Source organism: Marinobacter sp. MBR-99, from assembly GCF_040547575.1.
In the GTDB taxonomy this organism is placed as follows: Bacteria; Pseudomonadota; Gammaproteobacteria; order Pseudomonadales; family Oleiphilaceae; genus Marinobacter.
Genome location: NZ_JBEPPY010000013.1, coordinates 38227 through 62734, shown reverse-complemented (window position 1 = coordinate 62734; position 24508 = coordinate 38227). Strand labels below are relative to the sequence as shown.

At 59.7% G+C, this 24508-nt stretch carries 19 protein-coding genes; 8 read left to right on the top strand and 11 right to left on the bottom strand.

Annotation, left to right across the window (positions count from 1 at the left end; translation table 11 throughout):
* Positions 1–307: 307 nt before the first annotated feature.
* The 3 genes from ABIE59_RS12580 (at position 308) to ABIE59_RS12570 (ending at position 3521) form a co-directional block, all read left to right on the top strand.
* On the top strand, positions 308–1348 hold the full coding sequence (locus tag ABIE59_RS12580; RefSeq protein WP_354447363.1) for an AraC family transcriptional regulator: 1041 nt from the start codon (positions 308–310) through the stop codon (positions 1346–1348).
* A complete protein-coding gene (gene cls / locus ABIE59_RS12575) occupies positions 1345–2781 on the top strand; it encodes a cardiolipin synthase (protein WP_354447361.1) in 1437 nt (478 codons plus the stop codon). Before ABIE59_RS12580 ends, cls begins: the two co-directional genes overlap by 4 nt.
* Positions 2782–2858: 77 nt before the next feature.
* Positions 2859–3521 (top strand): GntR family transcriptional regulator, encoded by a 663-nt coding sequence (locus ABIE59_RS12570; RefSeq protein ID WP_354447359.1) that lies wholly within the window; start codon positions 2859–2861, stop codon positions 3519–3521.
* Between the two features lie 19 nt (positions 3522–3540).
* Here the strand turns inward: ABIE59_RS12570 and ABIE59_RS12565 are convergent, their stop codons facing one another.
* Complete coding sequence (locus ABIE59_RS12565) at positions 3541–5751, bottom strand: patatin-like phospholipase family protein (RefSeq protein WP_354447357.1); 2211 nt, start codon at positions 5749–5751, stop codon at positions 3541–3543.
* 7 nt (positions 5752–5758) lie between these two features.
* On the bottom strand, positions 5759–6352 hold the full coding sequence (locus ABIE59_RS12560) for a hypothetical protein (RefSeq protein ID WP_354447355.1): 594 nt from the start codon (positions 6350–6352) through the stop codon (positions 5759–5761).
* 241 nt (positions 6353–6593) lie between these two features.
* Between ABIE59_RS12560 and ABIE59_RS12555 the strand changes: the two genes are divergently transcribed.
* Positions 6594–6959, top strand: coding sequence for a hypothetical protein (locus ABIE59_RS12555; protein WP_354447353.1), 366 nt, complete (start codon positions 6594–6596; stop codon positions 6957–6959).
* A 13-nt stretch (positions 6960–6972) separates the two neighbouring features.
* Here ABIE59_RS12555 and ABIE59_RS12550 read toward each other — a convergent pair whose 3' ends face one another.
* Positions 6973–9708 (bottom strand): ATP-binding protein, encoded by a 2736-nt coding sequence (locus tag ABIE59_RS12550; protein ID WP_502915363.1) that lies wholly within the window; start codon positions 9706–9708, stop codon positions 6973–6975.
* Positions 9709–9825: 117 nt separating this feature from the next.
* Between ABIE59_RS12550 and ABIE59_RS12545 the strand changes: the two genes are divergently transcribed.
* Positions 9826–10059, top strand: a complete 234-nt coding sequence (locus ABIE59_RS12545; protein WP_354447349.1) for a DUF2789 domain-containing protein — start codon at positions 9826–9828, stop codon at positions 10057–10059.
* A gap of 9 nt (positions 10060–10068) precedes the next feature.
* Here the strand turns inward: ABIE59_RS12545 and ABIE59_RS12540 are convergent, their stop codons facing one another.
* The 7 genes from ABIE59_RS12540 to ABIE59_RS12510 all read right to left on the bottom strand — a co-directional run bounded on the left by ABIE59_RS12540 (position 10069) and on the right by ABIE59_RS12510 (position 18528).
* Positions 10069–11463: a diguanylate cyclase gene (locus ABIE59_RS12540; protein ID WP_354447347.1), complete on the bottom strand. Its 1395-nt coding sequence runs from the start codon at positions 11461–11463 to the stop codon at positions 10069–10071.
* 11 nt (positions 11464–11474) lie between these two features.
* Entirely contained in the window at positions 11475–12407 is a 933-nt protein-coding gene (gene xerC / locus ABIE59_RS12535) for a tyrosine recombinase XerC (protein WP_354447462.1), read from the bottom strand.
* 35 nt (positions 12408–12442) lie between these two features.
* Positions 12443–13195 carry a DUF484 family protein gene (locus ABIE59_RS12530; protein WP_354447345.1) on the bottom strand — a complete coding sequence of 251 codons (753 nt, stop codon included), beginning with the start codon at positions 13193–13195 and terminating at the stop codon, positions 12443–12445.
* A gap of 17 nt (positions 13196–13212) precedes the next feature.
* A complete protein-coding gene (dapF, locus tag ABIE59_RS12525) occupies positions 13213–14127 on the bottom strand; it encodes a diaminopimelate epimerase (RefSeq protein WP_354447343.1) in 915 nt (304 codons plus the stop codon).
* Positions 14128–14141: 14 nt separating this feature from the next.
* The gene (lysA, locus tag ABIE59_RS12520; RefSeq protein WP_354447341.1) at positions 14142–15392 is read right to left on the bottom strand and encodes a diaminopimelate decarboxylase; all 1251 of its coding nucleotides are present in this window, start codon (positions 15390–15392) and stop codon (positions 14142–14144) included.
* A 43-nt stretch (positions 15393–15435) separates the two neighbouring features.
* On the bottom strand, positions 15436–15606 hold the full coding sequence (gene lptM / locus ABIE59_RS12515) for an LPS translocon maturation chaperone LptM (protein ID WP_354447339.1): 171 nt from the start codon (positions 15604–15606) through the stop codon (positions 15436–15438).
* Positions 15607–15678: 72 nt separating this feature from the next.
* Complete coding sequence (locus ABIE59_RS12510; protein WP_354447337.1) at positions 15679–18528, bottom strand: class I adenylate cyclase; 2850 nt, start codon at positions 18526–18528, stop codon at positions 15679–15681.
* A 139-nt stretch (positions 18529–18667) separates the two neighbouring features.
* Here ABIE59_RS12510 and ABIE59_RS12505 point away from each other — a divergent pair, with 139 nt between their 5' ends.
* Entirely contained in the window at positions 18668–21109 is a 2442-nt protein-coding gene (locus tag ABIE59_RS12505; protein WP_354447335.1) for an EAL domain-containing protein, read from the top strand.
* Between the two features lie 47 nt (positions 21110–21156).
* On the opposite strand, the gene argH is transcribed toward ABIE59_RS12505, so the two are convergent.
* On the bottom strand, positions 21157–22566 hold the full coding sequence (argH, locus tag ABIE59_RS12500; protein WP_354447333.1) for an argininosuccinate lyase: 1410 nt from the start codon (positions 22564–22566) through the stop codon (positions 21157–21159).
* Positions 22567–22625: 59 nt separating this feature from the next.
* Between argH and ABIE59_RS12495 the strand changes: the two genes are divergently transcribed.
* A complete protein-coding gene (locus ABIE59_RS12495) occupies positions 22626–23714 on the top strand; it encodes a sensor histidine kinase (protein ID WP_502915359.1) in 1089 nt (362 codons plus the stop codon).
* Between the two features lie 28 nt (positions 23715–23742).
* Positions 23743–24498, top strand: coding sequence for a LytR/AlgR family response regulator transcription factor (locus tag ABIE59_RS12490; RefSeq protein WP_354447331.1), 756 nt, complete (start codon positions 23743–23745; stop codon positions 24496–24498).
* Positions 24499–24508 lie beyond the last annotated feature (10 nt).

Genomic DNA, 24508 nt, shown 5'->3' with positions numbered 1-24508 from the left:
CAAACCGCAGGCAGAAAAAAGCCGGGATCATCCCGGCCAGAAGGTCACAGACATTACGACGGACAGCTCAGCAGTAAAAGATGCTGTCCAGATATTCCGCCAGTGCCAAAACGTTTTTACGCTCGGCTTCGTTATGGGGTACAAAGATTTCCCGTTCCATACAACACCTCCATTTTGCCTATTGGCTACTTCAACCTTATGACGACCATGCTATCGTTGAACGTGTGGCAAGCCGTTGACTGGCTGTGCCGATCGTTTGACATTTTGTATCACCTTAACACTCGACCATCCGGAGCCAGCCATCGGCATGCACGCGCAAAAAGACCCAGCGGATACCCCGCAGGTTGCCGCCTCCAGCACCCTGGCGCTGGTGCATTACCTGGATACGCTCGGGCTGTTGAATCGCCAGAGGATAGAAGCCCTCGCCGGCCTTAGCCTCGAGGCGCTGGAAGATCCGGATTTGCGCATTCCCGCCAGCACTCACTACCAGCTTTGGGATCTTGCGGAACAACTGACCGGAGACCCCGGCGTTGGCTTGCACGCCGGGCAGGTGGTTGACCCGGAACGGATGGGGCTGGTGGGCCATGTATTCTTCAACTGCGACACCCTGGGCGAGGCTGTGGTGCAGTATGTGCGTTTACACCGGCTGATCAACGAATCCGTTACCCTGAGTTTTGAGCAGACGCCCGATCAGGCCATTCTGACCTGGCAGCCGGACCACCCCGACCACTACAGTCGCCAGGACATGGACCGCACCCTGGCGGCCGCCCTGTGCAGAACCCGCCATTTTATTCACCGGGGTATTAAGGCCGACTGGCTTGAGATAGCCCACCCGGAACCCAGCTATGCCGGCGAGTACCGGAAACTGTTTGGCGGGCAGGTTATTTTTGGTACGGGCATCACCAGAATGGCGTTCTCCAGCCAGCACCTCGGGCACCCGATTCCCCACCGCAACCCGTATGTCTATTCCGCTGTTCTAAAGCAGGTCAATACGGTGCTGGCCCGCCTGCAAACGCGAAAGTCATTCAGCCGCAAGGTTCGCCGCCTGATTTCACGGCAGATGGCCACCGATCGCATTGATGCCGACACCCTGGCCCGGCAATGCCACATGAGCCGGCAGACTCTTTACCGTAAGCTGAAGAAGGAGGGACTGAGCTTTCATGATCTGGTGGAACAGGTGCGCCAGGACAAAGCTCTCCGATATGTGGCCGACGATCAGTACGCCCTGGGGGAAATTGCCTTTCTACTCGGCTTTTCCGAGCTCAGCGCCTTCAGCCGGGCCTTCAAGCGCTGGACCGGCGTGGCACCCGCCCAGTTCCGGGCAAACCACCAGGAACGCAACGAATGACCCCGGACAACCTTTCGCTCCTGGCCATCCCCCTTGCCGCCCTCTACCTGGCGGCACTCGCCTGCATTTACCGGATTCTGCTCAGCTATCGAACGGCACAGGGAGCCATTGCCTGGATCATCGCGCTGGTGGGCCTGCCCTACATTGCGGTGCCACTGTTTTTGCTGTTTGGCCGCAGCCGCTTTGGCGGTTACGTCAAAGCGCGCCGGATGGGAGACCAGTCCCTGACCACCTTGCTGGACCAGTTCGAGAAGCAGACCACGTCTATCTCCAACCCCGGCCACGAACATTTCAGCGACGAGCTTCAGGTACTGTGCAAGCTGAGCCGGCAGCCGTTTACCAGCGGCAACCAATGCACTCTGCTGAGAGACGGCTCAGCAACATTCGAAGCCCTGTTCGAAGCCATGGAAGATGCCCGCCGGTACATTCTGCTGGAATTCTACATCGTGCGTTCAGACAAGGTGGGGCAACGCATCAAGGCAATTCTGGAACGCAAGCTGGCGCAGGGTGTCGAGGTGTGGTTCCTGTACGACGACATCGGCAGCGTGTTGCTGTCCCGACGCTGGCTGAAGGAACTGGCGGCCGCCGGCGCGCGCATTGCCTCCTTTGGTAACGGTAACGTTCGCCGCCGGCGGTTCCAGATCAATTTCCGGAACCACCGGAAATTGCTGGTATGCGATGGCAAGGTGGGCTTTGTTGGCGGCATCAACCTCGGCGACGAATACCTGGGCACGGCGATGGACCAGGAGCCTTGGCGTGACACCCACTGTCGCATTGAGGGGCCCGCCGTAACCGGTCTGCAACTGGCGTGGCTGGAAGACTGGCACTGGGCCAGCAATATCCGCCCGGAACTGGACTGGCACCCGAGCTTTAACACCGGCGGTGACCAGCAGGTTCTGGTCCTGCCCACCGGGCCGGCAGACACCTGGGAGACTTGCACACTGTTCTTCCTGAACAGCATCAACAACGCCCGCACCCGAATCTGGATCGCATCGCCCTATTTTGTTCCAGACTTCCAGATCATGAATGCCCTTCAGCTCGCGGCTTTGCGTGGGGTGGACGTTCGCATCCTGATTCCGGAAAAAACCGATAACCGGCTTATTCGCCTGGCGGCGTACTCCTACCTCGTGCAGGCCAGCCAGGCCGGCATCGGGATCTATCGCTACCAGCCCGGCTTCATGCACCAGAAGGTGGTGCTGGTGGATGACCGCTATGCTGCCGTCGGCACAGCCAATCTGGACAATCGTTCCATGCGCCTGAACTTCGAGATAACGGCGGTGAACACCAACGGGGATTTCGTCCGCTCGGTCGATACCATGCTCCGGGAAGATCTTGAGTACTGCCAGAGAATGACTGAACGGGACTACCAGGACCGTTCCATCCTCTTCCGACTCAGCTGTCGCGCGGTGCGACTGCTGGCACCGTTGCTGTAGCGGTTATTCTGGCTCCGGTAAAAACATTGTGCGACCATGGACTTTCCGACGGTTCACCTGCTGTAAACAGATAATCCATGAACGCATTCAAGCCCAGAGAAACCCTGACTGAACAAGTCGCCCGCCATATTGAAAACCTGATTGCCTTTGAACAACTGAGATCCGGTGAGCGCATCTACGAGAGCGCCATGGCCAAGGAGATGGACGTCAGTCATGGATCTATCCGCGAGGCGCTGTTACTGCTGGAGAAGCGGCATCTGGTCCGTAATGTGCCGCGCAAGGGCGCGTTCGTTACCCCGCTTGATGAGCACTTTGTCCGCAGTCTCTATGAAATTCTCGAGCTGTACCTGACCCACACCGGCCAAAAACTGGTACGGCAGTGGCAACCGGAGGACATGGCACGGCTTGAAAGCCTGTACCAGCAGATGAAGGACTGTTACCAGAAGAATGACCTGATGGCATTTCTGGAACTGGGCATTGAATACACCCAGGCATCGCTGGTGTATGCGGACAACTACTTTATTGTCTCCGCCATTGACGATCTCTGGCCCTCCGCCAAACGCTGTGCGTTTGTTGCTTTTCGCCAGGGCGGCACCCAGGTGCTGGAAGACAACCTGGTGCACATGGAAGAGTCCATTCGCGCCATTGGTAACCGGGACGAAGCCGCCCTGGCAGACATCCTGCACCGTTATGCGCTCCAGCAATGCGAGCAGGTTCTGGCCGCCATCAACGTGGGCTGAGGCTGGCGCTGGCTGCTGTTCAGTAGAACAACTGGGTAAACGAGAAACCAATGTTCAGGTAGGCCGTCCAGTTATCCTCGTTATTGTAGGCAGCGGCCAGCTGTACCGGCCCAAACAGGGTGTCCACGCCGGCAAAAGCACTCCAGGACCGCACCGTATCGCCCCAACGGGCATCACGCATACTGTCCCAGGCGTTGCCGGTTTCAAAACCGGCACCGGCAAACCAGGGCATGACTGGACCTCCGAATTCCCGCCGGCCGTATACAGACGCCAACACGGCGTCGTTGCCGGTGATTTCTCCTGGTGCGTAGGCGGAGAGCTGGCGAAAACCACCCAGTCGGGCGGCATTCTCGATACCGGCATCCCCGCTGAGAATCTGGCGGGTATACAACAGACCGGTCAGATTGAAGCGTTCCCAGGTACCCGTACCCAGGAGCATGGCTGTCACACCATCAAAATGCCTATCTGAACCCAGGTCTTCCCGTTCAATCCGCCCTCGGATCCCGGCAAAGGCACCGGATTTCGGGAAGAAAGCATCGCTCAGGGAATCGTGCACCAACTGCAGGCTAACGTGCCCCTGATGAACATTGTCAGCGGGTGCAACCGGAACGCCCACTTCGTCCTCAACCGTGGCGTAGCCACGGACGTAGGCCAGCCGGATTTCGCCGTTGCCTCCGAGCTCCATACCCAGGGCCAGGTCCACTTGCCGGAAGGTAACATCCACTTCCGAAATGCGCCGGCCCTGATCATAGATACTGTAGTCATCCCGACGATACTCCATGCCGACAACGGCAAACCGGTCATATCCGTAGGTTAGCGGCTGGTACCATTGGCTCCGGACCCAGGGTTGGGTGCCCAACTGGACACCGGTCAGCCATTCGGCACCTAGCCGGTTGAGCTCGGTCATGCGCAGGCCAGCCGCCAGATTGAAGCGGGTGTCACCCTCAAAGTTGTCCTCATAGTTGAGCCCGAATGACAGGTAGTTCGGGCCCCAGCTTTTCTCCCGTGCCCGGACCACCAGGACCGCACCCTCTTCCGCGGGTGCCAGCGACCAGCCCACCGATTCGTAATAGCCGAGGCCATAGATACGCTTCAGATCTGCCTCAAGCTCTTGCACACCCAGGACCTCGCCCGGCTGCTGGCGAATTCTCTCCTTCAGAAAGTCGGTCGCAAGGCGCTCACCCTGGGCGATCTCAACCCGAACCACCGGCCCTGGCACCCAACTGCCCGCAGCCCGGCGCGACTGATAAGCCGCCCATTGCGCCTCTGACACAGACAGCCGGTTCAGGGCGACCGCATGGTCACGGGCGGCGGTGGCACCCAACTCAAACAGGACCGGGGCATCGTAAAAATCGGCGGAGCCAAAGCCTTCTAGGTCCGGGTGAACCAACACGTCCTGCTCGGTCAACATCGCCAACTGGGCGTCAGTGTTTCTGCGGGTTATCAGGGTGGTCAGTTGCCCCACCACCGAGAGGGCCTCCCGCAGTTGGTCCGCACTCATCATCGGATCGGTGATGTCCACGGCAACGATCAGATCGGCTCCCATGTCCCGGGCCACGCTGACCGGCAGGTTGTTGGCAATGCCTCCATCTACCAACAACCGACCGTTGCGCTCAACCGGCGCATAAACGCCGGGAATACTCATGCTGGCCCGAATTGCCTCAGCGAGATTACCGTCACCGATAACCACCTCGTCTCCGGTTTCAAGGTCGGTGGCCACCGCCCGATAAGGAATGGGCAAGTGGTCGAAATTGTCGACCAGAGCCGCATTGCGGGTGAGTTCATTGAGGATAAAACCAAGATTCTGACCGGTGACGAGGCCTCCGCCCAGATGTACACCCGTCGTGCTCACCCCCAGGCCGGGAACCAGTGGCAAGCGCCAATCGTCCTTTTTGCGCCTGACCGGCTTGAAAGCCCGGCCGGGGTCGTCACGGAAGCTGGATAACCAGTCCAGCTCCAGGAACCGTTGCTCAATCTCGGAAACCGACATGCCTGACGCGTAGAGTGCAGCCACTGCAGAGCCAGCACTGGTACCAACCACCACATCCACCGGCACCCGCATTTCTTCCAGAACCCTAAGAACACCCACATGGGCCATGCCTTTGGCACCACCACCACTGAGCACCAGCCCAACTTTCGGGCGTTCTGAGGGTTCCGATGCCAGTACGGGCGCACACAACAGGGGGGCCAGAATAACCAACAGGAACAGATAATACCGACAACCTGGCAAACCCCGTTTAGCTCTTGTCGCGGTGCTTATCATCGTCGGCCAGGGAAAGGTGAGAAACGTCGGGTACCACGGGCGGGGGCAAATCCCGCTGTACGCCCAGTTCTGAGCCCGGAGGCGCCAGGCTCCAGTCGTCCAGGTGCTCGAACATCGGCGCTTCCGGATCTTCATGTTCCACGAGGGTGACACCGACCGGGTCCAGAGTCAGGCCTGAGCCAGCCAGGATATCATCCACTTTTTCGCCGGCCACCGGCAGGCGATCTCCCGGCTCGGTGGCAGGCACCCTGCTTCCAGTGGCTGGTTTCGGCGGGGCAGGCGGCGCTTCAGCCGCTTCCGGGGTAGCTGGGGGAGTGGGCACAGGTTTGGGAGCAGGCGCCGCCCCGGCCATCGGCTGAATGTGAGCAAGCATGCCATGCTTGCGCAATACCGCCTGGTACTTTTCCGCCTGAACCTGCTCCAGCTTGTTACGAATAACGACTGGCTGGCCGCTGAACATACGGTCCAGTTGCTCAACGCTGGCCTTGAACAGGCTCCGTGCGTTATTGCGGGCGGTTTCCACATCAGTGCCCGGTGCGCACTCACCCTTGAATACAAGCTGGAACATGGCTATTCCTCTCACTTTCCCAATGATTCTGGCTTCATGATAGCGGAAAACCAGCCTGACGGCAGGCCGGCAAAAGCGGCAGATGGCCTGGCTGCCCGGAAATACGTCCGAAATGCAAACAATTGAAAAATACCCGGCATAAGTGACGAAATTTTCGACACGCTCTGCAATAATCAACCGTAACCAAACTTTACACTTGGTTACATGGAATGTGTCTTATACGTTTTCGGGAGTGCCTGTTATGCGCACCAGACTCTACGCCCTTGCCCCTGCGGTTGTGCTGTCGCTGGCTGCCAGCCAGGTACACGCCGAAAATCTTGACGTCTTGATGAGCCAGGTGTTTTCCAAACAGGAAGCGACCTATATCGGCTTTGAAAGCGTGGAACGGGAAGACATACCCGAACGGGCAGCCGTAGACCGGAAATATCTGATCGTTGACTTCCGGCTCAACGGCCAGAATCCGGCAGTTGAACAGCTTCAGGCCAGTGTTCACAAAGTTTGCATGACCCTGCTGAAGGACCGCGAGCTGATTCGCTCCCTGTCAGACTCCGGCTACGACATGGTATCGGTGGCGTTCGACCGAAAATCCCAGTTCGACTGCCTCTGAGCCGCTGGCCAGCTCAACGCTGGCCCAGCAACTTGGGAAAGGCGTCCAGTGCCGTGTTGACTGCATCCAGATTGAACGCCTCCACATCCGCCAGCAGTTTTTCACCATAGCTGGTGACCGACGGCGAACGATGGCGCTGCCCCCACTCTAAAATTCGTAGTGCAAAGTCCTTCATCTGTTCCGGATCGCCGCTTTCTCGAACATCCTGCCACTGGTCACCGAAGTCTTCCGCCAGTTTCTCTCGTAGCCAGCCTCGCTCCTGCATACTCATGGTCTGCGCCAGCAACCGCTCAGCCTCCTCCGGTGCTCCGTCATCCTCAGCCTGCTCAACGGTGGCCTCAACCCGGGGCAGGACCAGGGTAAAGGTAGACCCTGCATCCGGCTCACTCTTGACCGTCAGTTCACCGCCCATCATTTCCACCAGCTTTCGGCTGATGGCCAGGCCCAGACCGGTGCCACCATACCGCCGGGAGCTCTGTCCCTCCTGCTGCTCAAAGGCATCGAAAATGCGATCCTGCTGATCCGGCGCAATGCCAATGCCGGTGTCGGCCACGGTCACTTTTAACCGGTAGTAGCGAATATCTGCCTCCTTGCCGGTGGATTCCTCCAGCTCCTTTGCCACGGCCCGCACTGTCACGCCACCCTGGTGAGTGAACTTGATGGCATTACCCACCAGATTGAACAACACCTGGCGCAACCGGGTTTCATCCAGCATCATTGCCGAGGGCATACCGGAGCCCACACTCACCTCCAGGGTAATACCCTGCTCGGTGGCCCGTAGATCAAAGATATGCCGGACATCACTGAGCAGCCGGCGAACCGAGACCGGACCAAAGTCGAGGCGCATTTTGCCGGCCTCGATGCGTGACAGGTCCAGAATGTCGTTGATCAGCATCAGAAGGCTGCGGCTGCCTGCGCGAATGGCATTCAGGTAGTTGCGCTGCTGGGGATCAGTCACCGAATTGTAGAGCAGATCGCTGTAGCCGATGACCGCGTTCATCGGCGTTCTTATCTCGTGCGACATATTCGCCAGGAACTCACTCTTGGCCCTGCTCGCGGTCTCCGCCTCCCGGGCCAGACGTTCGGCCTCAAGCTTTGCCGCTCGCAGTTCGTCTTCACTGCGCCGCAAGGCATTCTCTGACCGAATTCGCTCGTCTACCTCCAGCGATAGCTTGCGGTTCCAATACAGGAAGATCAGCACCACCACAATGGCAATCAGAATGATGCGCCTGACCACCGTGTAGTCGGTTTCCTGTTCGATATCCAGATGTATCCAGCGGTTATACACCGCCTCGGTTTCCGAGGCCGGCAGACTGCTCAGGGCCTTGTTGAGGATTCGGTGAAGAACCGGGTTGTCTTTGCTGACCGCCAGCCGAAGATCATACTGGTAGGGCGTGATGCTGGTGATCCGCAGGTTTGACAGGCCCAGCCTGGCAACCGTGTAACTCACCGCCGGAATGTGGGTAACCATGACATCCAGGTCGCCGTTGGATAGCGCCAGAAGCCCCTCTTCCACGGTTTTCTGCGGGTACAGGTCCAGGTTTGGGTGATTGATCAACAGATAGTCGTGACTGGCCTGGCGGTTGACCACACCTACCCGCTCATCCCGTAGCTCTCTCAGGTCACCAATGAACCGGCCGGTGTCCCGAATGGCCAGGGCAATCGGCACCGACACATAGGCCCGGGTGAACAGGAACTCCTGCTCGGTTCGGGGTGTACGGGACATGCCTGGCAGAATATCCACCTCGCCCGCTTTCAGCATTTCCTCGGCCGACTGTCGGGAGCCGGCAATAACCCGATTGAAGCGGACGTCCAGATTCTCCTCCAGCCGTTTAACCAGGTCAGACGCCAGGCCCGCCGGGCGGCCATCCTGCTCAAACTCAAACGGCGGCCAATCGCCACGCATACCCACTTTCAACCCCGGATGACGTTTCAGCCACTCCAACTCTGAAGTGGTCAGGGCCACGCCACGGCCTTCCAGGGCGGGCATGTTCGCCTGCAACCAGGACTGACGAATATCCCGGTGTTCGTTGTGGCTAAGTGCCTGAATGGCCCGGTCGAATACCCGGAACAAACGATCATGGCTGGTCGGCACCTGCAATACGACGTCTACCGGGCGATTATCCAGCAGAACCGCCAGACCTACGCCATTGATCATGGCCGATTCCAGGTAATCCGAGACTACCGGCACCGGCCCAAGGAAGGCGTCAGCCTTACCGGACAGGACCAGGCTGATGGCCTCTCCAAGACTGGCGACCGGAACCGGTGAAAAGTTATCTATCGGGTCCAGCAAAGGGAACTGGTTAGGGTCGCCACCAATAATCGCGACGTTAGCCGATTCCAGATCAGAAAGCGTCCGGTAGGCGGCGTCGCCGGCATTTACGAATATGCCATAGGTCAGCGACATCATTGGTGAAGTATGCCGAAGGCCGGGAATAACCGGTGAGCCTGGAATACGGGTTGTCAGAACCAGGTCGGCGTCGTCCACCTGATCACTGGCCATAAAGGGCTCCACCGGCACACCAAGTTTGTCCGACAAGCGCGCAAGGTAATCAATCCAGATGCCCGCCAGCGAACCCTCCCCGGTATCAAATACCAGCGGCACTTGACTCTGCGTTACAGCCACCCGAAAGCGTTCCTGCTGGCCTAACCACTCCAGGTCTGCAGCGCCGAGAACCGGCGCCGGTGAGGCCTGGGGTGGTTCCGCCCACACGACCCCTTGAATCAGGACAAACAAGAGGCCATACATTAGCTGTGGAAGAGACTTCACTGGATATCCTCGGTGGTTCCACTACATTTCAGGGAACAATACCTGCAAATGTGGAAGATTTCATACTGCCTCAACATATAAAGGGGAAACGGTCTTATGGACACCAGCAAACACACGCTGAGCACTCTGTTTGAACAACTTGGCCTGCCTTCAGAACAGGGCAGCATCGAGAGTTTTGTGGCGCGGCATTCCCCTCTGCCCTCGGAGATTGCCATTCAGGACGCACCTTTCTGGTCCGAGAGCCAGTCGCAATTTCTTGAGGAAGGACTGGAAGAAGATAGCGACTGGGCAGAAATTATTGATGAACTGGACGCCCTGCTGCGACACTGAACAGCGCCGTCAATCCACCATTACCTGATTGCGGCCAGCATCCTTGGCCTGGTACAGGGCGCGGTCGGCACGGTCGAACACGGCATCCTCGGTATCACCGTCCCGGAATTCGGATACCCCGGCAGAAAAGGTGATAGAGACCGGTTTGCCACCGAAATGGAAGGGCAGTTTGCCGACATGCTCACGAAACTGCTCAACCACGTCCCGGGCAGCCTCCAGTCCGGTCTCCGGCAACAGCAACACGAATTCCTCACCACCGAACCGGGCAATGAAGTCGGTGCTGCGCAGCCGGCTTTTCATCTCCCGAGCTACCAGTTGCAGCACCCGATCACCGGCTTTATGGCCAAACGAATCGTTGATTTTCTTGAACAGGTCGATATCAATCACAGACACACTGAGCGGATGCCGGTAACGCTGCCAGCGGTTGTATTCAAACGCAAGGCGCTCCTGCCAGGCTTCCCGATTGGGCAACTGAGTCAGCAGATCGGTCATTGCCCGTTCCCGCTCCCTTCGAACCTGGGCCTGCATCTGCTCTGAGTGCGCTTCCATGGCGGCAACTTTCTCCTGCATGGTACTGAGTTGCTGCGCCAGCAATTCTTCCCGTTCGGCATCCCGCGTGCGGAATCGCTCCAGAGCGCCGCCGATGAATTCGAGGCGCTGGCTCACAGACTGCTTGAGGCTCTGCAGGTCCATACTGCTGCGAATATCTTCGGACACCCTGCCCAGTTCCTCCCGAATCTCCCGATCCAGAGTAGCGGTGTCATCCTGTCTGGAGGCCTGAGCATCAGACTGTTCCGAAAAATGCTGGCGCAGGGTTTCCAGGCGTTCGTCCAGGCGCTTGAGGAAGGTCTCAAACTCCCGCTGGCTTCGGGTAACCGCCTCGATCACCAGTTCAGCGACCTGATCAAGGCCTTCCCGCAGGATTTCCCAATCGTTACTGGATAACAGTGTCTGTTGCAGCGTTCTGGCCTGGGACTCAGCCTCCGGATCCAGACTGACCTGGTTCAACAGCTGTCCTAACAACTGGCCAACGCGGCGGGCAATTCTCAGCCGATGGCCATCTCCGGCAATATCGTGCTCGCCGCCAATCTGTTGCACCGGAACAGCAGGCTGTGCAGAGCTTTCGGGGCTCTTCGGTTCGGCCTCATCAAGCCGGGTGATGGCTTTATCAATCTGATCCTGCAGGCTTCTCCAGGCATCAACATCAAATTTCTGCTTACGCAGATCGGATCTCAGGCGGTTAAGCAGGTTATCCAGTTCTGGCGTCTGGCCTTCCGAGGCCAGACTGGTTCGCACCAGCATGCGCTCAAGCACGTTGCGCTCGGCCAGCCATTGTTTTTCGCGCTGCTCTGCCTCGTCCAGTTCCCGGAGATACTTATCTTTCCAGGACTCCTCAGATGCCATGAAACACTCCCTCAAGAACCGGCATGATCATTGTCTTTGCGGTTGGTATTGTTGTTGGAACGGCGACGCGCCCGGGGATGGCTCTGGTCATAAACCCGGGCAAGGTGCTGAAAGTCCAGATGAGTATAGACCTGAGTGGTGGCGATGTCCGCATGGCCAAGCAGTTCCTGTACCGCACGCAGGTCACCGCTGGACTCCAGCATATGGCTGGCGAAGGAGTGCCGCAGCAGGTGCGGATGCAGGCGCTGGTCGGCGCCCTGCACCATACCCCAGCGGGCCAGGCGGGCCTGGATACTGCGCTGACTCAGGCGACCGCCCCGCTGACTGACGAATACCGCGGTTTCGCCCTCGTTAGCCATGGCGGTGCGGTGGGCCAGCCATTGATTCAGAGCCGCGACGGCTTTGCCGCCGACCGGCAGAATGCGCTCCTTGTTACCTTTACCCAGAACGCGCACCTCCCGGCCTTTCAGGTCCAGAGCGGGCAGGCTCAGGCCGGCCAGTTCTGCCAAACGGAGACCGGAAGAATACATCAGCTCGAACATGGCCAGGTCGCGGATTTCCAGGGGGTCGTCCGGATTGATGTCCAGCAGCTGACTGATCTGGTCAACGTCGGCCACCTTCGGTAGCCGGCGACCGCTCTTGGGGGCCCGGACGTCCAGAGCGGGGTTGTCCCGGGCAAGCCCTTCCCGAAGCAGGAACTGATAGAAACGCCGAATGGCAGACAGGTGCCGGGCAATGCTCCGGCCACTTAACCCGTCTCTGCTCAGCCGCGCCACGTAGCGGCGGATGTCGTGGATCGTCAGCTCTGACCAGGCCGGAATGTCAACTTCGATCAGCCAGGCGACCAGACGATCGATGTCTCGCTGATAGTGATCACAGGTGCGGGGGGAATGGCGCTTTTCGGTGGCGAGATGCCGGACAAACGCAACCACCGGGGCGGCCATCGCCTCGGGTGGTCGGGTGTCCGTCGCCAGCCCGGTCACCCCTGGCCACTCTCCACAGCCAGGCCAGACACCGGGGCGTCTGTGCGATAACGATCAAGCATGGGAGGCAACAGACGGCTCAGGGTATCGCTGATGTAGCTGAGAAACAGCGACCCCATACTCTGGTCAAAATAGCCCTGTGCGCAGCTGCCGACAGCAAAAACGCCAACCAGACCTTCGTGACGAAGTGGCACCAGGGCCACCGAGGCAATCGGCTCATCCCGGTCCGGGAACAGGAACTCCCGCTCGCTTTCACGGAACTGGCCGCACACCGCACGGTCGCCCTCCAACAACGAACCGAGGCGCTCCCGGGCCTGAACGGAGTTGACGATGTGCAGGGCTCCCTCGCCTTTTTCCGGTTGCGCCGAATCACTGAACAGCAACACCGAAGCAGCATCCAGGCCGAAATCACCGCGAATGCTGTCGTCAATGGCAGCGGCCATGTCGTTGAGTGACTTGGCTTCAATCACCTGCATCAGCAACCGTTTGCTTTTCTCGAACAGCCGGTCGTTATGACGGGCTATCGATACCAACTCCACCAGTTCTCGGCGAAGGGTATCCCGCTGCTCACGGAACAGATGAACCTGGCGTTCCACCAACGAGATGGCCCGGCCACTGTCGTGGGGCAGAGTCAGGCTGCGCAGCAGCTCGTCCTGATCCAGAAAAAAATCAGGATTGGCCCGAAGATAATCGGCCACCTGCTCCCGGGTGAGTTCGCCGGCCTTCTGGCGGGCCGTTTGTTCTGTCATCGTGTTCTCCTGAGCCGTCAGGACCTTGTTTTGTTGGTTCGCGGACTTCTGCGACGCCTGGGCTGGGGATCGCCCGGAAGCCGAAGCTGACCTTCAAATACCGTTTTAGCGGGGCCTTCCATCATAACAGGGGACCCATCACCCTGCCATTCGATCACCAGCCGGCCGCCCCGTAGCTCCACCTCCACCCGGGTATCCAGCAACCCACGCAGTTGGCCGGCCACCACCGCCGCACAGGCACCGCTGCCGCAGGCCAGAGTTTCCCCGGAACCACGCTCGAATACCCGCAAGCGGGCATGGTTTCGATCGATAACCTGCAGGAAACCGATATTGGCCCTGGCCGGAAACCGGGCATGCTTCTCCAGCATGGGCCCAAGGGTGGCCACCGGCGCCGTGTCGACGTCGTCTACCACCAGCACCCCGTGGGGGTTGCCCATGGAGACCGCCGACAGTTCGACGGTCTGGCCGTCGACATCCACGGTGTATACGTTTTTCTGACAGTCCGCGGCGAAGGGAATGGCGGGTGGATTGAGTTCCGGCACGCCCATATTAACCATCACCAGGCCATCCTTGCCGATTTTCAGCTCGATCACGCCCTTGGCAGTCTGTACCCGGATCACCCGCTTGTTGGTCAGGCGCTGGTCACGCACAAACCGGGCAAAGCAGCGGGCGCCGTTGCCGCACTGCTCCACTTCCGAACCATCGGCATTAAAAATACGATAGCGAAAATCCACATCAGGCAGACCCGGCGGTTCGACCACCAGCAACTGGTCGAAGCCGATACCAAAGTTCCGGTCCGCCAGCTCCCGGATCAACTCCGGGCGCAGACGGAAAGGCTGGCTGATGGCATCCACCACCATAAAGTCGTTCCCCAGCCCGTGCATCTTGGTAAACCGGAGCAACGGCCCCTGGCCCCGTCTTTGCGGATTCATTTCTTGCTCCCCGTTCATTCCGGCAGGCAACTTTCAGGGCCAAGCTGATCGTCCAGAGTCTCCCGGCGGCGCACCACATGCACCTGATCACCATCGACCATGAGTTCCGGTGGGCGGTTACGGGTGTTGTAATTGGACGCCATAACGAAACCGTAGGCACCGGCTGACCGAACCGCAAGCAAATCGCCCGCTTTCAACCGCAGTTTGCGATCCTTGCCCAGAAAATCGCCGGTTTCGCACACCGGCCCGACCAGGTCCCAGGCTTTTTCCTCGCTGTCCTGATGGGGCTGGACCGGAATGATGGCCTGCCAGGCGCTGTAAAGGGCCGGGCGGATCAGATCGTTCATGGCGGCGTCGATAATCGCGAAGTTACGGTGCTCGGTGCACTTGAGGAACTCGACCCGGGTCAGCAATATGCCGGCATTGGCGGCAATGGAACGGCCGGGCTCCATGATCAGTTCCAGCTGCCGATCACCCAGCCGCCCGGCCAGAGCCTTGACATAATCCGCAGGCTGCGGGGGCTGTTCCTGATTGTAGGTCACGCCCAGACCGCCGCCCATGTCCAGGTGACGAATGTGAATACCCTGATCCGCCAGGGTATCAATCAACACCAACACCCGGTCCAGCGCATCCAGGAACGGCGAGACAGACGTCAGCTGGGAACCGATGTGGCAGTCCACACCATGCACATCCAGGTTCGGCAAGGCTGCGGCGCGGGCGTAGACCTGGGGGGCCTCGGCGATATCGATACCGAACTTGTTTTCTTTCAGCCCGGTGGAAATGTAAGGGTGGGTACCGGCATCGACGTCCGGGTTCACACGCAGCGATACCGGCGCCTTCACGCCCAGCTCGCCGGCCACTTCATTCAGACGGTCCAGCTCGGTGTCAGACTCAACATTGAAACAGCGTACACCGACTTCCAGCGCGCGCTTCATTTCCCATTCCTGTTTGCCAACGCCGGAGAACACTACCCTGGCGGCATCACCACCGGCACGAAGCACCCGCTCCAGCTCACCGGCAGAAACAATATCGAAACCGGCACCCAGGCGGGCCAGCACGTTGAGTACCGCCAGGTTACTATTGGCCTTGACGGCATAGCACACCAGGTGCGGTCGGCCACTCAGGGCGCTGTCATAGGCCCGGTAGTGGCGCTCAAGGGTGGCCCGGGAATATACGTAAGCCGGGGTGCCAAAACGCTCAGCAATTGACGCCACCGGAACATCTTCGGCGTACAGTTCGCCGTTGCGGTAATTGAAGTGATCCATGTTGATCCTGAATATCTGGATGGGTTCCTGCAGGGTTGGCCGATCAGCGCTCCGGCGCCTCGTCGGTGTCGGAGCGCTCGTCAGTCTGCTCGGCCTGGGCCGGCTCTGCTTGCGGTGCGTCCCGGTACAGTGGGCCTTTCTGGCCACAACCGGCAAGCAGCAACAGCACTAGCATCGCAAACGCCCACGGTCGGCGAGATGATCCAACCTGCATACCCATACCCCTGAGTGAATAATGGCCGAAGTATACCCGACACCCGCCCCCTGTCGCGAGGGACCCGATGGCTTATGGCAGATAACTGTTGAGAGCGTCTTCCAGGCTTGTTCGGTAATACAGTGACTGCCCCGTCTGGATATCCCGTTGATACAACTGCGGGTCCAGATCATGGGGCAGATGCAGATCGGTGAGGTACACCGGATAAGATTCGCCACTCTGGCGCAGCGAACGGATGTAATGGGCGACGGCGGGAATCAGCCGGTCTCCGTATTCCTGCACACTGAATTCCTGATCATTGCAGTAAATATCGAACCGCAGAGTGCTGTCACCCTGCTGAACGCCCACTGCCTGCACTTCAAGCCCCGAAGGCAGCGCCATGGTGCTCTGGTAGGGCCGAAGTTCGGCGAGCCAGCGACCGTCACGGCGCACCATCTCGTAACAACGGATACCGCCCGCCGGGTCCAGGTTATCCGCCTGGCGCAACAGACGCCGTTCTACCAGATTCTCCAAAAAGCGCATCAACGGTCCGAGCAAGTGATTGCGGTGCCCCGCCCGCACCGATCGGGTCCACAAACTGCCATGCTCATCGACAACCCAGAGCTGGCCACGCTCACCCTGAAGCAACCAGAACACCTGGATATTGCCCGCTTCGGACGCTGCGCAGACCGCTTTGAGCACCGGCTCGTCCCGCAGGGCATGGCGGTCCGGCACTATTGGCAGATACTGATCCTGCGGCTGCAACAACGCGGCCAGCAGCGCTTCACGGCTGTCCAGGGCGACAAACCCGGGCTCACGGCCGCTGAACTGCAGCAGGAAATAGCGATGATCCATCTCAATGATGTAACGCAAGGGGTGTGGTCCGGTGCCACCGGCAAAGAACTGGCGCAGCACATCCCCGAACAACTCACGCACCCGCCGAGCAATGGCGCTGCCATGCCCCCGACTGGGGGCCGCCACGCGCATTTCTGGCAGCTCGGCCGGATTCATGGCCACCTGAGCCAGGACGTTCTTCAGGCACTGGATCAGGGTATCTCCGGCGGCATAGTGCTGCAGGCTGATCTCATGCCAGCTGTTCAGGGTAATCTGATCAATGGTCAGCACCAGGTTATCGCGACCACCGCTGAACCCCAGGGAATCGGAACGGGCACTGAGCTTGTGCAGCCCACGTTCGGTCAGGTGGGCTTGCGGATCCACAGCGACATTAATCAGCAGCAGGTTTTTCAGCGGGCGCACGCCTCGGGACAACGCTTCCCGGGGCGCCGGAGCCATAGGCATGGGCAGAAAGCCCGACAACACCTCTACAATGTCTTTCAGCTCGGCCACCGAGGCAACACTTTTGCCCGCACGCACGTTCAGCCGGGTTGAGCGGTGCAACAGGCCATTGCAATAACACCACACCAGCAGCTCCGCCAGATTGCCGGCACGGCGGATCACCGGTTGCCAGAATGCATCAGAGGGATCTTCAAGATCCCGGTACAGCAACCAACCGTCGCCTTCCCCTCCCTGCTCGGACTGGTGGTGAAAAGACAGGTTTTCCTCCGCCAGCGACGGCACCAGGCCGGGGTTGACCAGTTCAATCTTTCCCGCCTTGCGCTGGAAGGCTGCGTAGAGTTTGCGGCCCAGCAGGTTGATATCATTGGCACTAATGGCCGCCTGGGTGCGCTGTTCCCGGGCCATTCGAGATAACAGGCGGTAACTGTGGGTGAGTTCGGCTACGATGGTCCGCCGGAGGCCCGTCACATCTTCCGCCCGCCAGCGCTGGCGGTCATCCAGGGCACTCAGCCGGTCTTCGGTCCATTCCCACTGTTGCACCAATTGCCGCAGCAAATCGATTCGCCACTGGTCCCCGGCCATTCCAGCCCGGGTCAGGGGCAATCCCGCTTTCAGGTAAAGGCTCCGGCGCACCAGGTCGAGGCGTTCCGGAGCGCCACTGGCCAACAGCCATTGCTCCAGGCGCTGATACAGCATGACGTACGGATCCAGCACATCAGCACTGGTTTGGCCCTGATAGACCGCCTGTTTGAAGCTGGCTGACAACAATGGCTGACTGATATCGGTGGCGTAACACTCAATCAGGAACAACTTGAGAATGGCCTTCCAGGGCGCGTCGATGCCTTTGTATAGCTGCCAGATACCGGCGCCGGGGAATTCCTCATCCGGAATCGACGGTACGGCGCCAAAATCAACGTACTCGCTGGCCTTGATGAACCGGCACTCCACCAACCGCCGACGGCATTCCTCGTAGTCCGCCTCAGCCTCCGACGGGATCAGCCACCAGAGTGGGTAACGCCCCGCCAGGTGAATACTTGTCCGGTAGAACTCGTCCAGCAACAGAAAGTGCTGGGCACTGCCACAGTTCTCTCCGGTGACCTCGGCCCGCTGCCTGCCGGCCCGCCAATCGCTGGCGGAGAATACAAACACGTGGAGCTCAACGCCTAGCGTTGCCGCCCATTGCGACAGCTTTTCAGCCTTGCGCTCCAGGCTGCGGATGCCCTGTTCGGGCAAATCCTCCCGATGACAAAGCCAGGCATCGAGGTCACTGGCAACCGAGTGCCCCAGGGTGCCGGGACTGCCCATCAGGAACAGGCTGTCGAGATCGGCTTTGCGCAGCCCCTGGTCACGCACGCTGAAGCTGCGGGCAAAACGGCGTGCGGAGCTGAGCACATCGTTACCCGGGGTATAGCCGGCCAGGCCCTGCGGACAATTGCCATCAAGATAGCCCGGCAGGGCGGGGTGATTCAGATGAAACGCCAGTGGCAGGAGTTCAAGCACCACCTGCTGCCGATAGGTCAGAGCCGAACAGGCCCGCTCCCAACGCTGCCGATTGACCAGCAGAAACCGGTCCCGCAGCCGCCGCAGGGTTTTCCGGTCGATGCCATCCTCAAAATCGAGAACGATGGGCGGTGCGAGAACGGTCAAGAGGGCTCCGGCAAGTGGTTATTTTCGATCAGATAGTCAGTATGATGAACGAATCGTGGCAAAACCGGAAAAAAAATAAAAGGATGACCGGATTTCGGCAAGGACCGGAACCGGCACCTCCTGAAGGGGCACCTGTGCTGTGAAAGAGTTTATCATTCAACGCTATCGGCCGGACCTGTCCGGGCCTGTCATTCAGCCCACCCTGCTCAGAGTGGATGAAGATGGCCGCATTGCCCACGTCGACCGCCATGCCGAGGCCATGTTCGGTTACGACGCCGGGGAACTGATCAGACAACCTGTGCAGCGCATACTCGCTTCCCGACAGGACGACCCTTTTGCCCCGGCTCACCGCCATCACCTGGACAACGGCCAGACCGTGCTGGTGACCTTCCGCCACAAGGATGGCTTCTTTTTTACCGCCATTCTCGGTTTGCGCATGGAAATGCGTGATTCAGACCAGGCCGCCAATGCCGCCATTTCCCTCAAGGACAGCGGCGACATGGACGACCGCCTGTTAAGACTGGCCGAACAGGGCGCAGGTTTCGGGCTCTGGGAACTGGACATGACCTCCAACGAGATCAACTGGTCTGAAGGCATTTACCGTTTGCTGGAGTTACGCCCCGGCACCGAATTGTCACCGGAGCAGGCCTTGTTTTACTGCCAGACCGGCCAGAACCGGGTGCGCGCCCTGTTCCGACGCTGCATGCGGACAGGCCGCCCGTTCAGCATGGAGCTGTCGGTGTTGACCAGCAGACAACGCCTGCAGCGGGTCATCCTGTCTGGCAGAGCCCTGAAGAGTGGCGGCCGGATCCAGAAACTCGGTGGCGTGATGGTCAACCACAGTGAAGCCATGCTGCACGATCACGCCCGGCAGCAGGCTCAGAGAATTCTGGAAGCAACCGCCAGTGCCACGCCAGACCTGGTGGTGGCTGTCGACACCAGCATGAACCTGCTGCACTTCAACGCCCCCTGGGCAGAGCAGTTCCGAACCGCTTTTGGCGCAGTACCCAAACCTGGCGACAACCTCAAAACCCTGCTCGCCGACTTCACCAACGAACGGCGCATGATCGAACGCCTGTGGCAACGGGCCTTTGACCGGGAACACTTCGTGGCAGAGATGCCCCTGAACCGCCAGGGCGAAGGCCTGCCGGTCTACGAATTCCACTTCCAGAATATCCAGGGCCTACAAGGCGAAGTGATCGGTGCTGTGCACGTTGCCAGGGACATCAGCAACCGTGTACAGCACAGCGGCAGCGGTGACTATCGCATGCGCCATGACCCGGTGACCGGCCTGATGAATCGGCGTTCCTTTGTCGAACATCTGGAGCGGGCCATGAAACACAAGCACAAACGCCAGTCGATGGATGGCCTGCTGCTGATTGACCTGGACAGTTTTGAGCAGTTCAACGAGCAGGCCGGCAGCGGCACCTGCGATCGCTATCTGCGCGAACTGGCCAGCATGCTCGGGCTGCGGGTGCGCCAGCGGGACGCCCTGGCCCGGCTTTCTGGAGATACCTTTGCCCTGTTCATCGAAAACTGCCCGGAACCCAGGGCCCGTAAGATTGCCGAGGAAATCCGGGAGCAGATTGCCCAGTTCCAGTTTGAATGGCAGGGCCGGCAGCTACAGACCACCGCCAGCGGTGGTCTGCTGATGCTCGGAAACGATGCTCCGGAACAGGCTGAACAATTACTGACCCAGGCCGCCGACCTGTGCCACACCGCCAAGACCTCCGGCCGTAACCGCATCCACACCGCCCAGGCCCTGCCTGGCGAGCTGGCCAATCGGGGCACCGACAGCCAGCTTGAACAGTTACATCAGGCACTGGATAACGGCGAGTTGATTCTCGAGTTTCAATCCCTCAAGCCGGTGGCCAGCGTCACCTGGGGTGACCATATTGAAATCCTGTGCCGGGTCCCGGGCACGGGTGACGATGCCCCCCTGCTGCCTGAGCAATTCCTGCCGGTGGCAGAGCGGTTTGACCTGGCCAAACGCCTGGACCGACAGGTTATCCGGCAAACCCTGGCGTGGCTGAGCCAGCACCGGTTATTGGAACCACGGCTGAAGTACTGTGGCTTCAACCTGTCCCTGGCCACCATCCTGGATGACACCTTCGCCGATTTCATGGGGCAACAGGTGCGGCAAACCCCGTTCCAGGCCCATTGTTTCTGCCTGGAGATCCGCGAATCCCATGCCACTCAGTATCCGGATGAGGTGGCCGTGTTATGTGATGCCCTGCACCGGGCGGGGTGCCGGGTGGCCCTGGAAGGAGCGGGGGCATCCGTGGAAAGCTACAGCCTGGCCGCCAACCTGCCGGTGGACATCATCAAACTGGACCGGCGCATCATGAACGATCTGGAACGTGATCCGGTGCAGCAGATTATGGTGGATGCTTTGCACCGTATTGCCGAAACCGCTGGCAAGGAAACCGTCGCCACCTTTATCGAGAACGATGAAACCCTCAGGAAAGTCCGCACCCTGGGCATTCACTTTGGCCAGGGTTATCGGTTGTCACGGCCGCGACCGCTCGCTGAGCTGAAGCCAGCGGAGGTAGAACTGAGCACCGGCCGGATAGGCGGCTAAGCGATTGCGGGGAGCAGCCGGCAGGCTTCCCCCGCAACCAAGCCGGATTACTTCAGGACTGCGCGGGCGCGAGCTACTGCGGCACGCACCTGGTTCGGTGCGGTGCCGCCCAGGTGATCACGGGCCTGCACAGAGCCTTCCAGGGTCAGGACGTCAAACACATCCTCACCAATCACGTCGGAGAACTGCTGCAGTTCTTCCAGGGCCATATCGGACAGGTCACGGCCTTCCGCCACACCAAAAGCCACGGATTTGCCGACAATCTCGTGGGCATCCCGGAACGGCACGCCTTTCTTGACCAGGTAATCGGCCAGATCGGTGGCAGTAGAGAAGCCCCGCTTGGCGGCTACCCGCATGTTTTCGGCCTTAGCTTCGATCGCCGGGATCATATCGGCGTAGGCCTTCAGGCAACCCTTGATGGTATCGACGGTATCGAACAGCGGCTCCTTGTCTTCCTGATTGTCCTTGTTGTAGGCCAGCGGCTGGCTTTTCATCAGAGTCAGCAGGCTGATCAGGTGGCCATTGACCCGGCCGGTCTTGCCCCGCACCAGCTCCGGCACATCCGGGTTCTTCTTCTGGGGCATGATGGAAGACCCGGTGCAGAAACGGTCCGGCAGGTCGATGAAATCAAACTGGGCGGAGGTCCACAGCACCAGCTCTTCACTGAACCGGGACAGGTGGGTCATCAACAGCGCGGCAAAGCTGCAGAATTCAATGGCGAAGTCCCGGTCAGACACCGAATCCAGGCTGTTTTCAGTGGGCCGGTCAAAGCCCAGCAGTTCCGCGGTCAGGTTACGGTCGATCGGGTAAGTGGTGCCGGCCAGGGCGGCAGCGCCCAGGGGCATCACATTCACCCGCTTGCGGCAGTCCTGCAGACGATCGGCATCGCGCACCAGCATCTCATACCAGGCCAACAGGTGGTGGCCGAAAGTGACCGGCTGGGCGGTCTGCAGGTGGGTGAAGCCGGGCATGATGGTGTCTGCTTCACGCTCGGCCAGGTCCAGCAGGCCAGCCTGCAGGCGGGCCAGTTCCTCGGCAATCACGTCGATTTCGTCCCGCAGGTACAGGCGGATATCAGTGGCCACCTGGTCGTTACGGCTGCGGCCGGTGTGCAGCTTTTTACCGGTAATCCCGATGCGGTCGGTCAGCCGGGCTTCGATGTTCATGTGCACGTCTTCAAGGCTCACAGACCATTCGAAGCGGCCGGCCTCGATGTCTTCTTTGACGCCTTTCAGGCCCTCAATAATCTGGTCTCGCTCAGCGTCAGTGAGCACACCCACTTTCGCCAGCATGGTGGCATGGGCGATGGAGCCGGTAATATCATGGTGATACAGGCGCTGATCAAAACCGACCGACGCGGTGAAGCGCTCAACAAAAGCGTCTGTGGGCTCGCTGAAGCGGCCACCCCAGGGTTTTTCGGAGGATGTGGTCTGGTCAGACTTTTTCTGATCCGTCATGGTCTATCTTTCCTGCTGACAGCCCGGCATCATCACGCCGGCAATGGATAAGTGAAAATTTGCCGCAGTATAGCATTCTGACCACGGTTAAGGAGACTCCCCTGGCAACCGACAAAGGCATCAACAAGAAGGACTCCACCGACTTCTACGTGCCCGATCTTTGCCGGGTGCGGGCGGTGTTCCTGCTGCTGGTCACCAGTGAGCTTTTTGTCCTGGTGTTGTCTATCGTGCAGGCCGAGCGCGGCTGGATAGACTGGAACTACTTCGGCTTGCTGTCCCTGTTCGTGCAGTGGACCACTCTCACCAGTGCCGCACTGATCTGCCTGCTGCGGCCATGGCTGGCGCAAATGAGCGTCGCCCGCGCCACCCTCGCCATTGTGGTCATTGTGCTGCTGGATGTGCTGGCCTTCAGTCTGTTTGCCGACAACGTATTGCACCCACAGCCGGGGGTTGCACTGTGGCAGGGCATTGCCAAGAAACTGCTGGTTGCGCTGCTGATCGTACTGATGGTTCTGCGCTACTTTTATCTGCAGCACCAGTGGCAACAACAGCGGGAGGCGGAAATGCAGGCCCGGCTGACGTCGCTGCAGGCCAGAATCCAGCCCCACTTCCTGTTTAACAGCATGAACACCATTGCCAGCCTGATCGCCAGCAATCCCGAGCAGGCCGAGGAGGCCATACTGGATCTCTCCGAACTGTTCCGGGCCAGCCTGCGCACCGATGATCAACTGGTGCCGCTCAGCCGTGAACTTGAGCTGTGCCAGCGTTATCTGGCCATAGAAGCCCTGCGCCTGGGAGAGCGGTTAACCCTGGACTGGGACATACAGCCGGGCCTGGAGCAACAGGCCATTCCGCCACTGACTCTGCAGCCGCTGGTGGAAAACGCCATCTATCACGGCATTCAGCCACGGCCTGAGGGCGGTACGGTACGTGTCGAAGCCTATGCCAAAGGGCATTTTGTATACTTGATGGTCCAGAATCCGAAGCCGGAGTCCGGCAGCCGCCAGCATCAGGGTAACCAGGTGGCCCTGGCGAACATCCAGGCCAGGCTTCAAGCCCTGTTTGGCGAACCCGCTGTACTCAAACACAGTCATCAGCACAATACTTACACCGTCACTCTCCGGCTACCCGAAAGGAAGGCAAGCTGAATTGGAACCAGGCGACCTCAGGAGCACCATGAACCAACAACCGCAGCGCATTCTGATCGCAGACGACGAACCCCTGGCCCGGCAGCGCATTCAACGCCTGGTGGAAGAACTGCCGGATTACCGGGTGTGCGGTGAAGCGACCGATGGCAACGACGCCCTGCGCAAAGTGGCCGAGTTGGAACCCGATATCCTGCTGATGGACATTCGCATGCCGGGCATGGATGGCATGGAAGCGGCGCACCAGCTAAGCCAGCTCAACAACCCGCCGGCGGTGATTTTCTGCACTGCCTACGACCACTATGCCATCCAGGCATTCGAGGTTCGCGCCATCGCCTACCTGCTCAAACCGGTGCGGCGGGAGGCTCTGGCAGACGCACTGGCACGGGCAGGAAAGGTCAACCGGGTTCAGCTCCAGGCCCTGACCCACAACAGCGACCTGACCACCGAACAGGTTGCCGTGCGGACCCACCGGGGAACAGAACTGATTGATCTTGCCGACATCCGCTACTGCGAAGCGGACCAGAAGTACGTCACCCTGCACCACAGCCGGGGTGAAACAGTCTGTGATTACACCCTGAAAGAACTGGAACAGGCCTACCCGGAACACCTGTTGCGTATTCACCGGCACACCCTGGTTGGCGTACGCTTCATTCAGGCCCTGCGGCGCAACAACGACGGCCAGAGTATGCTGGCACTGAACGACTCAGATACCCTGCTACCGGTCAGCCGTCGCCATGCAAGCCATGTCAGGCAGTGGTTACAGGAGCACCAACCCTCCCCCTGACGGGGTACAC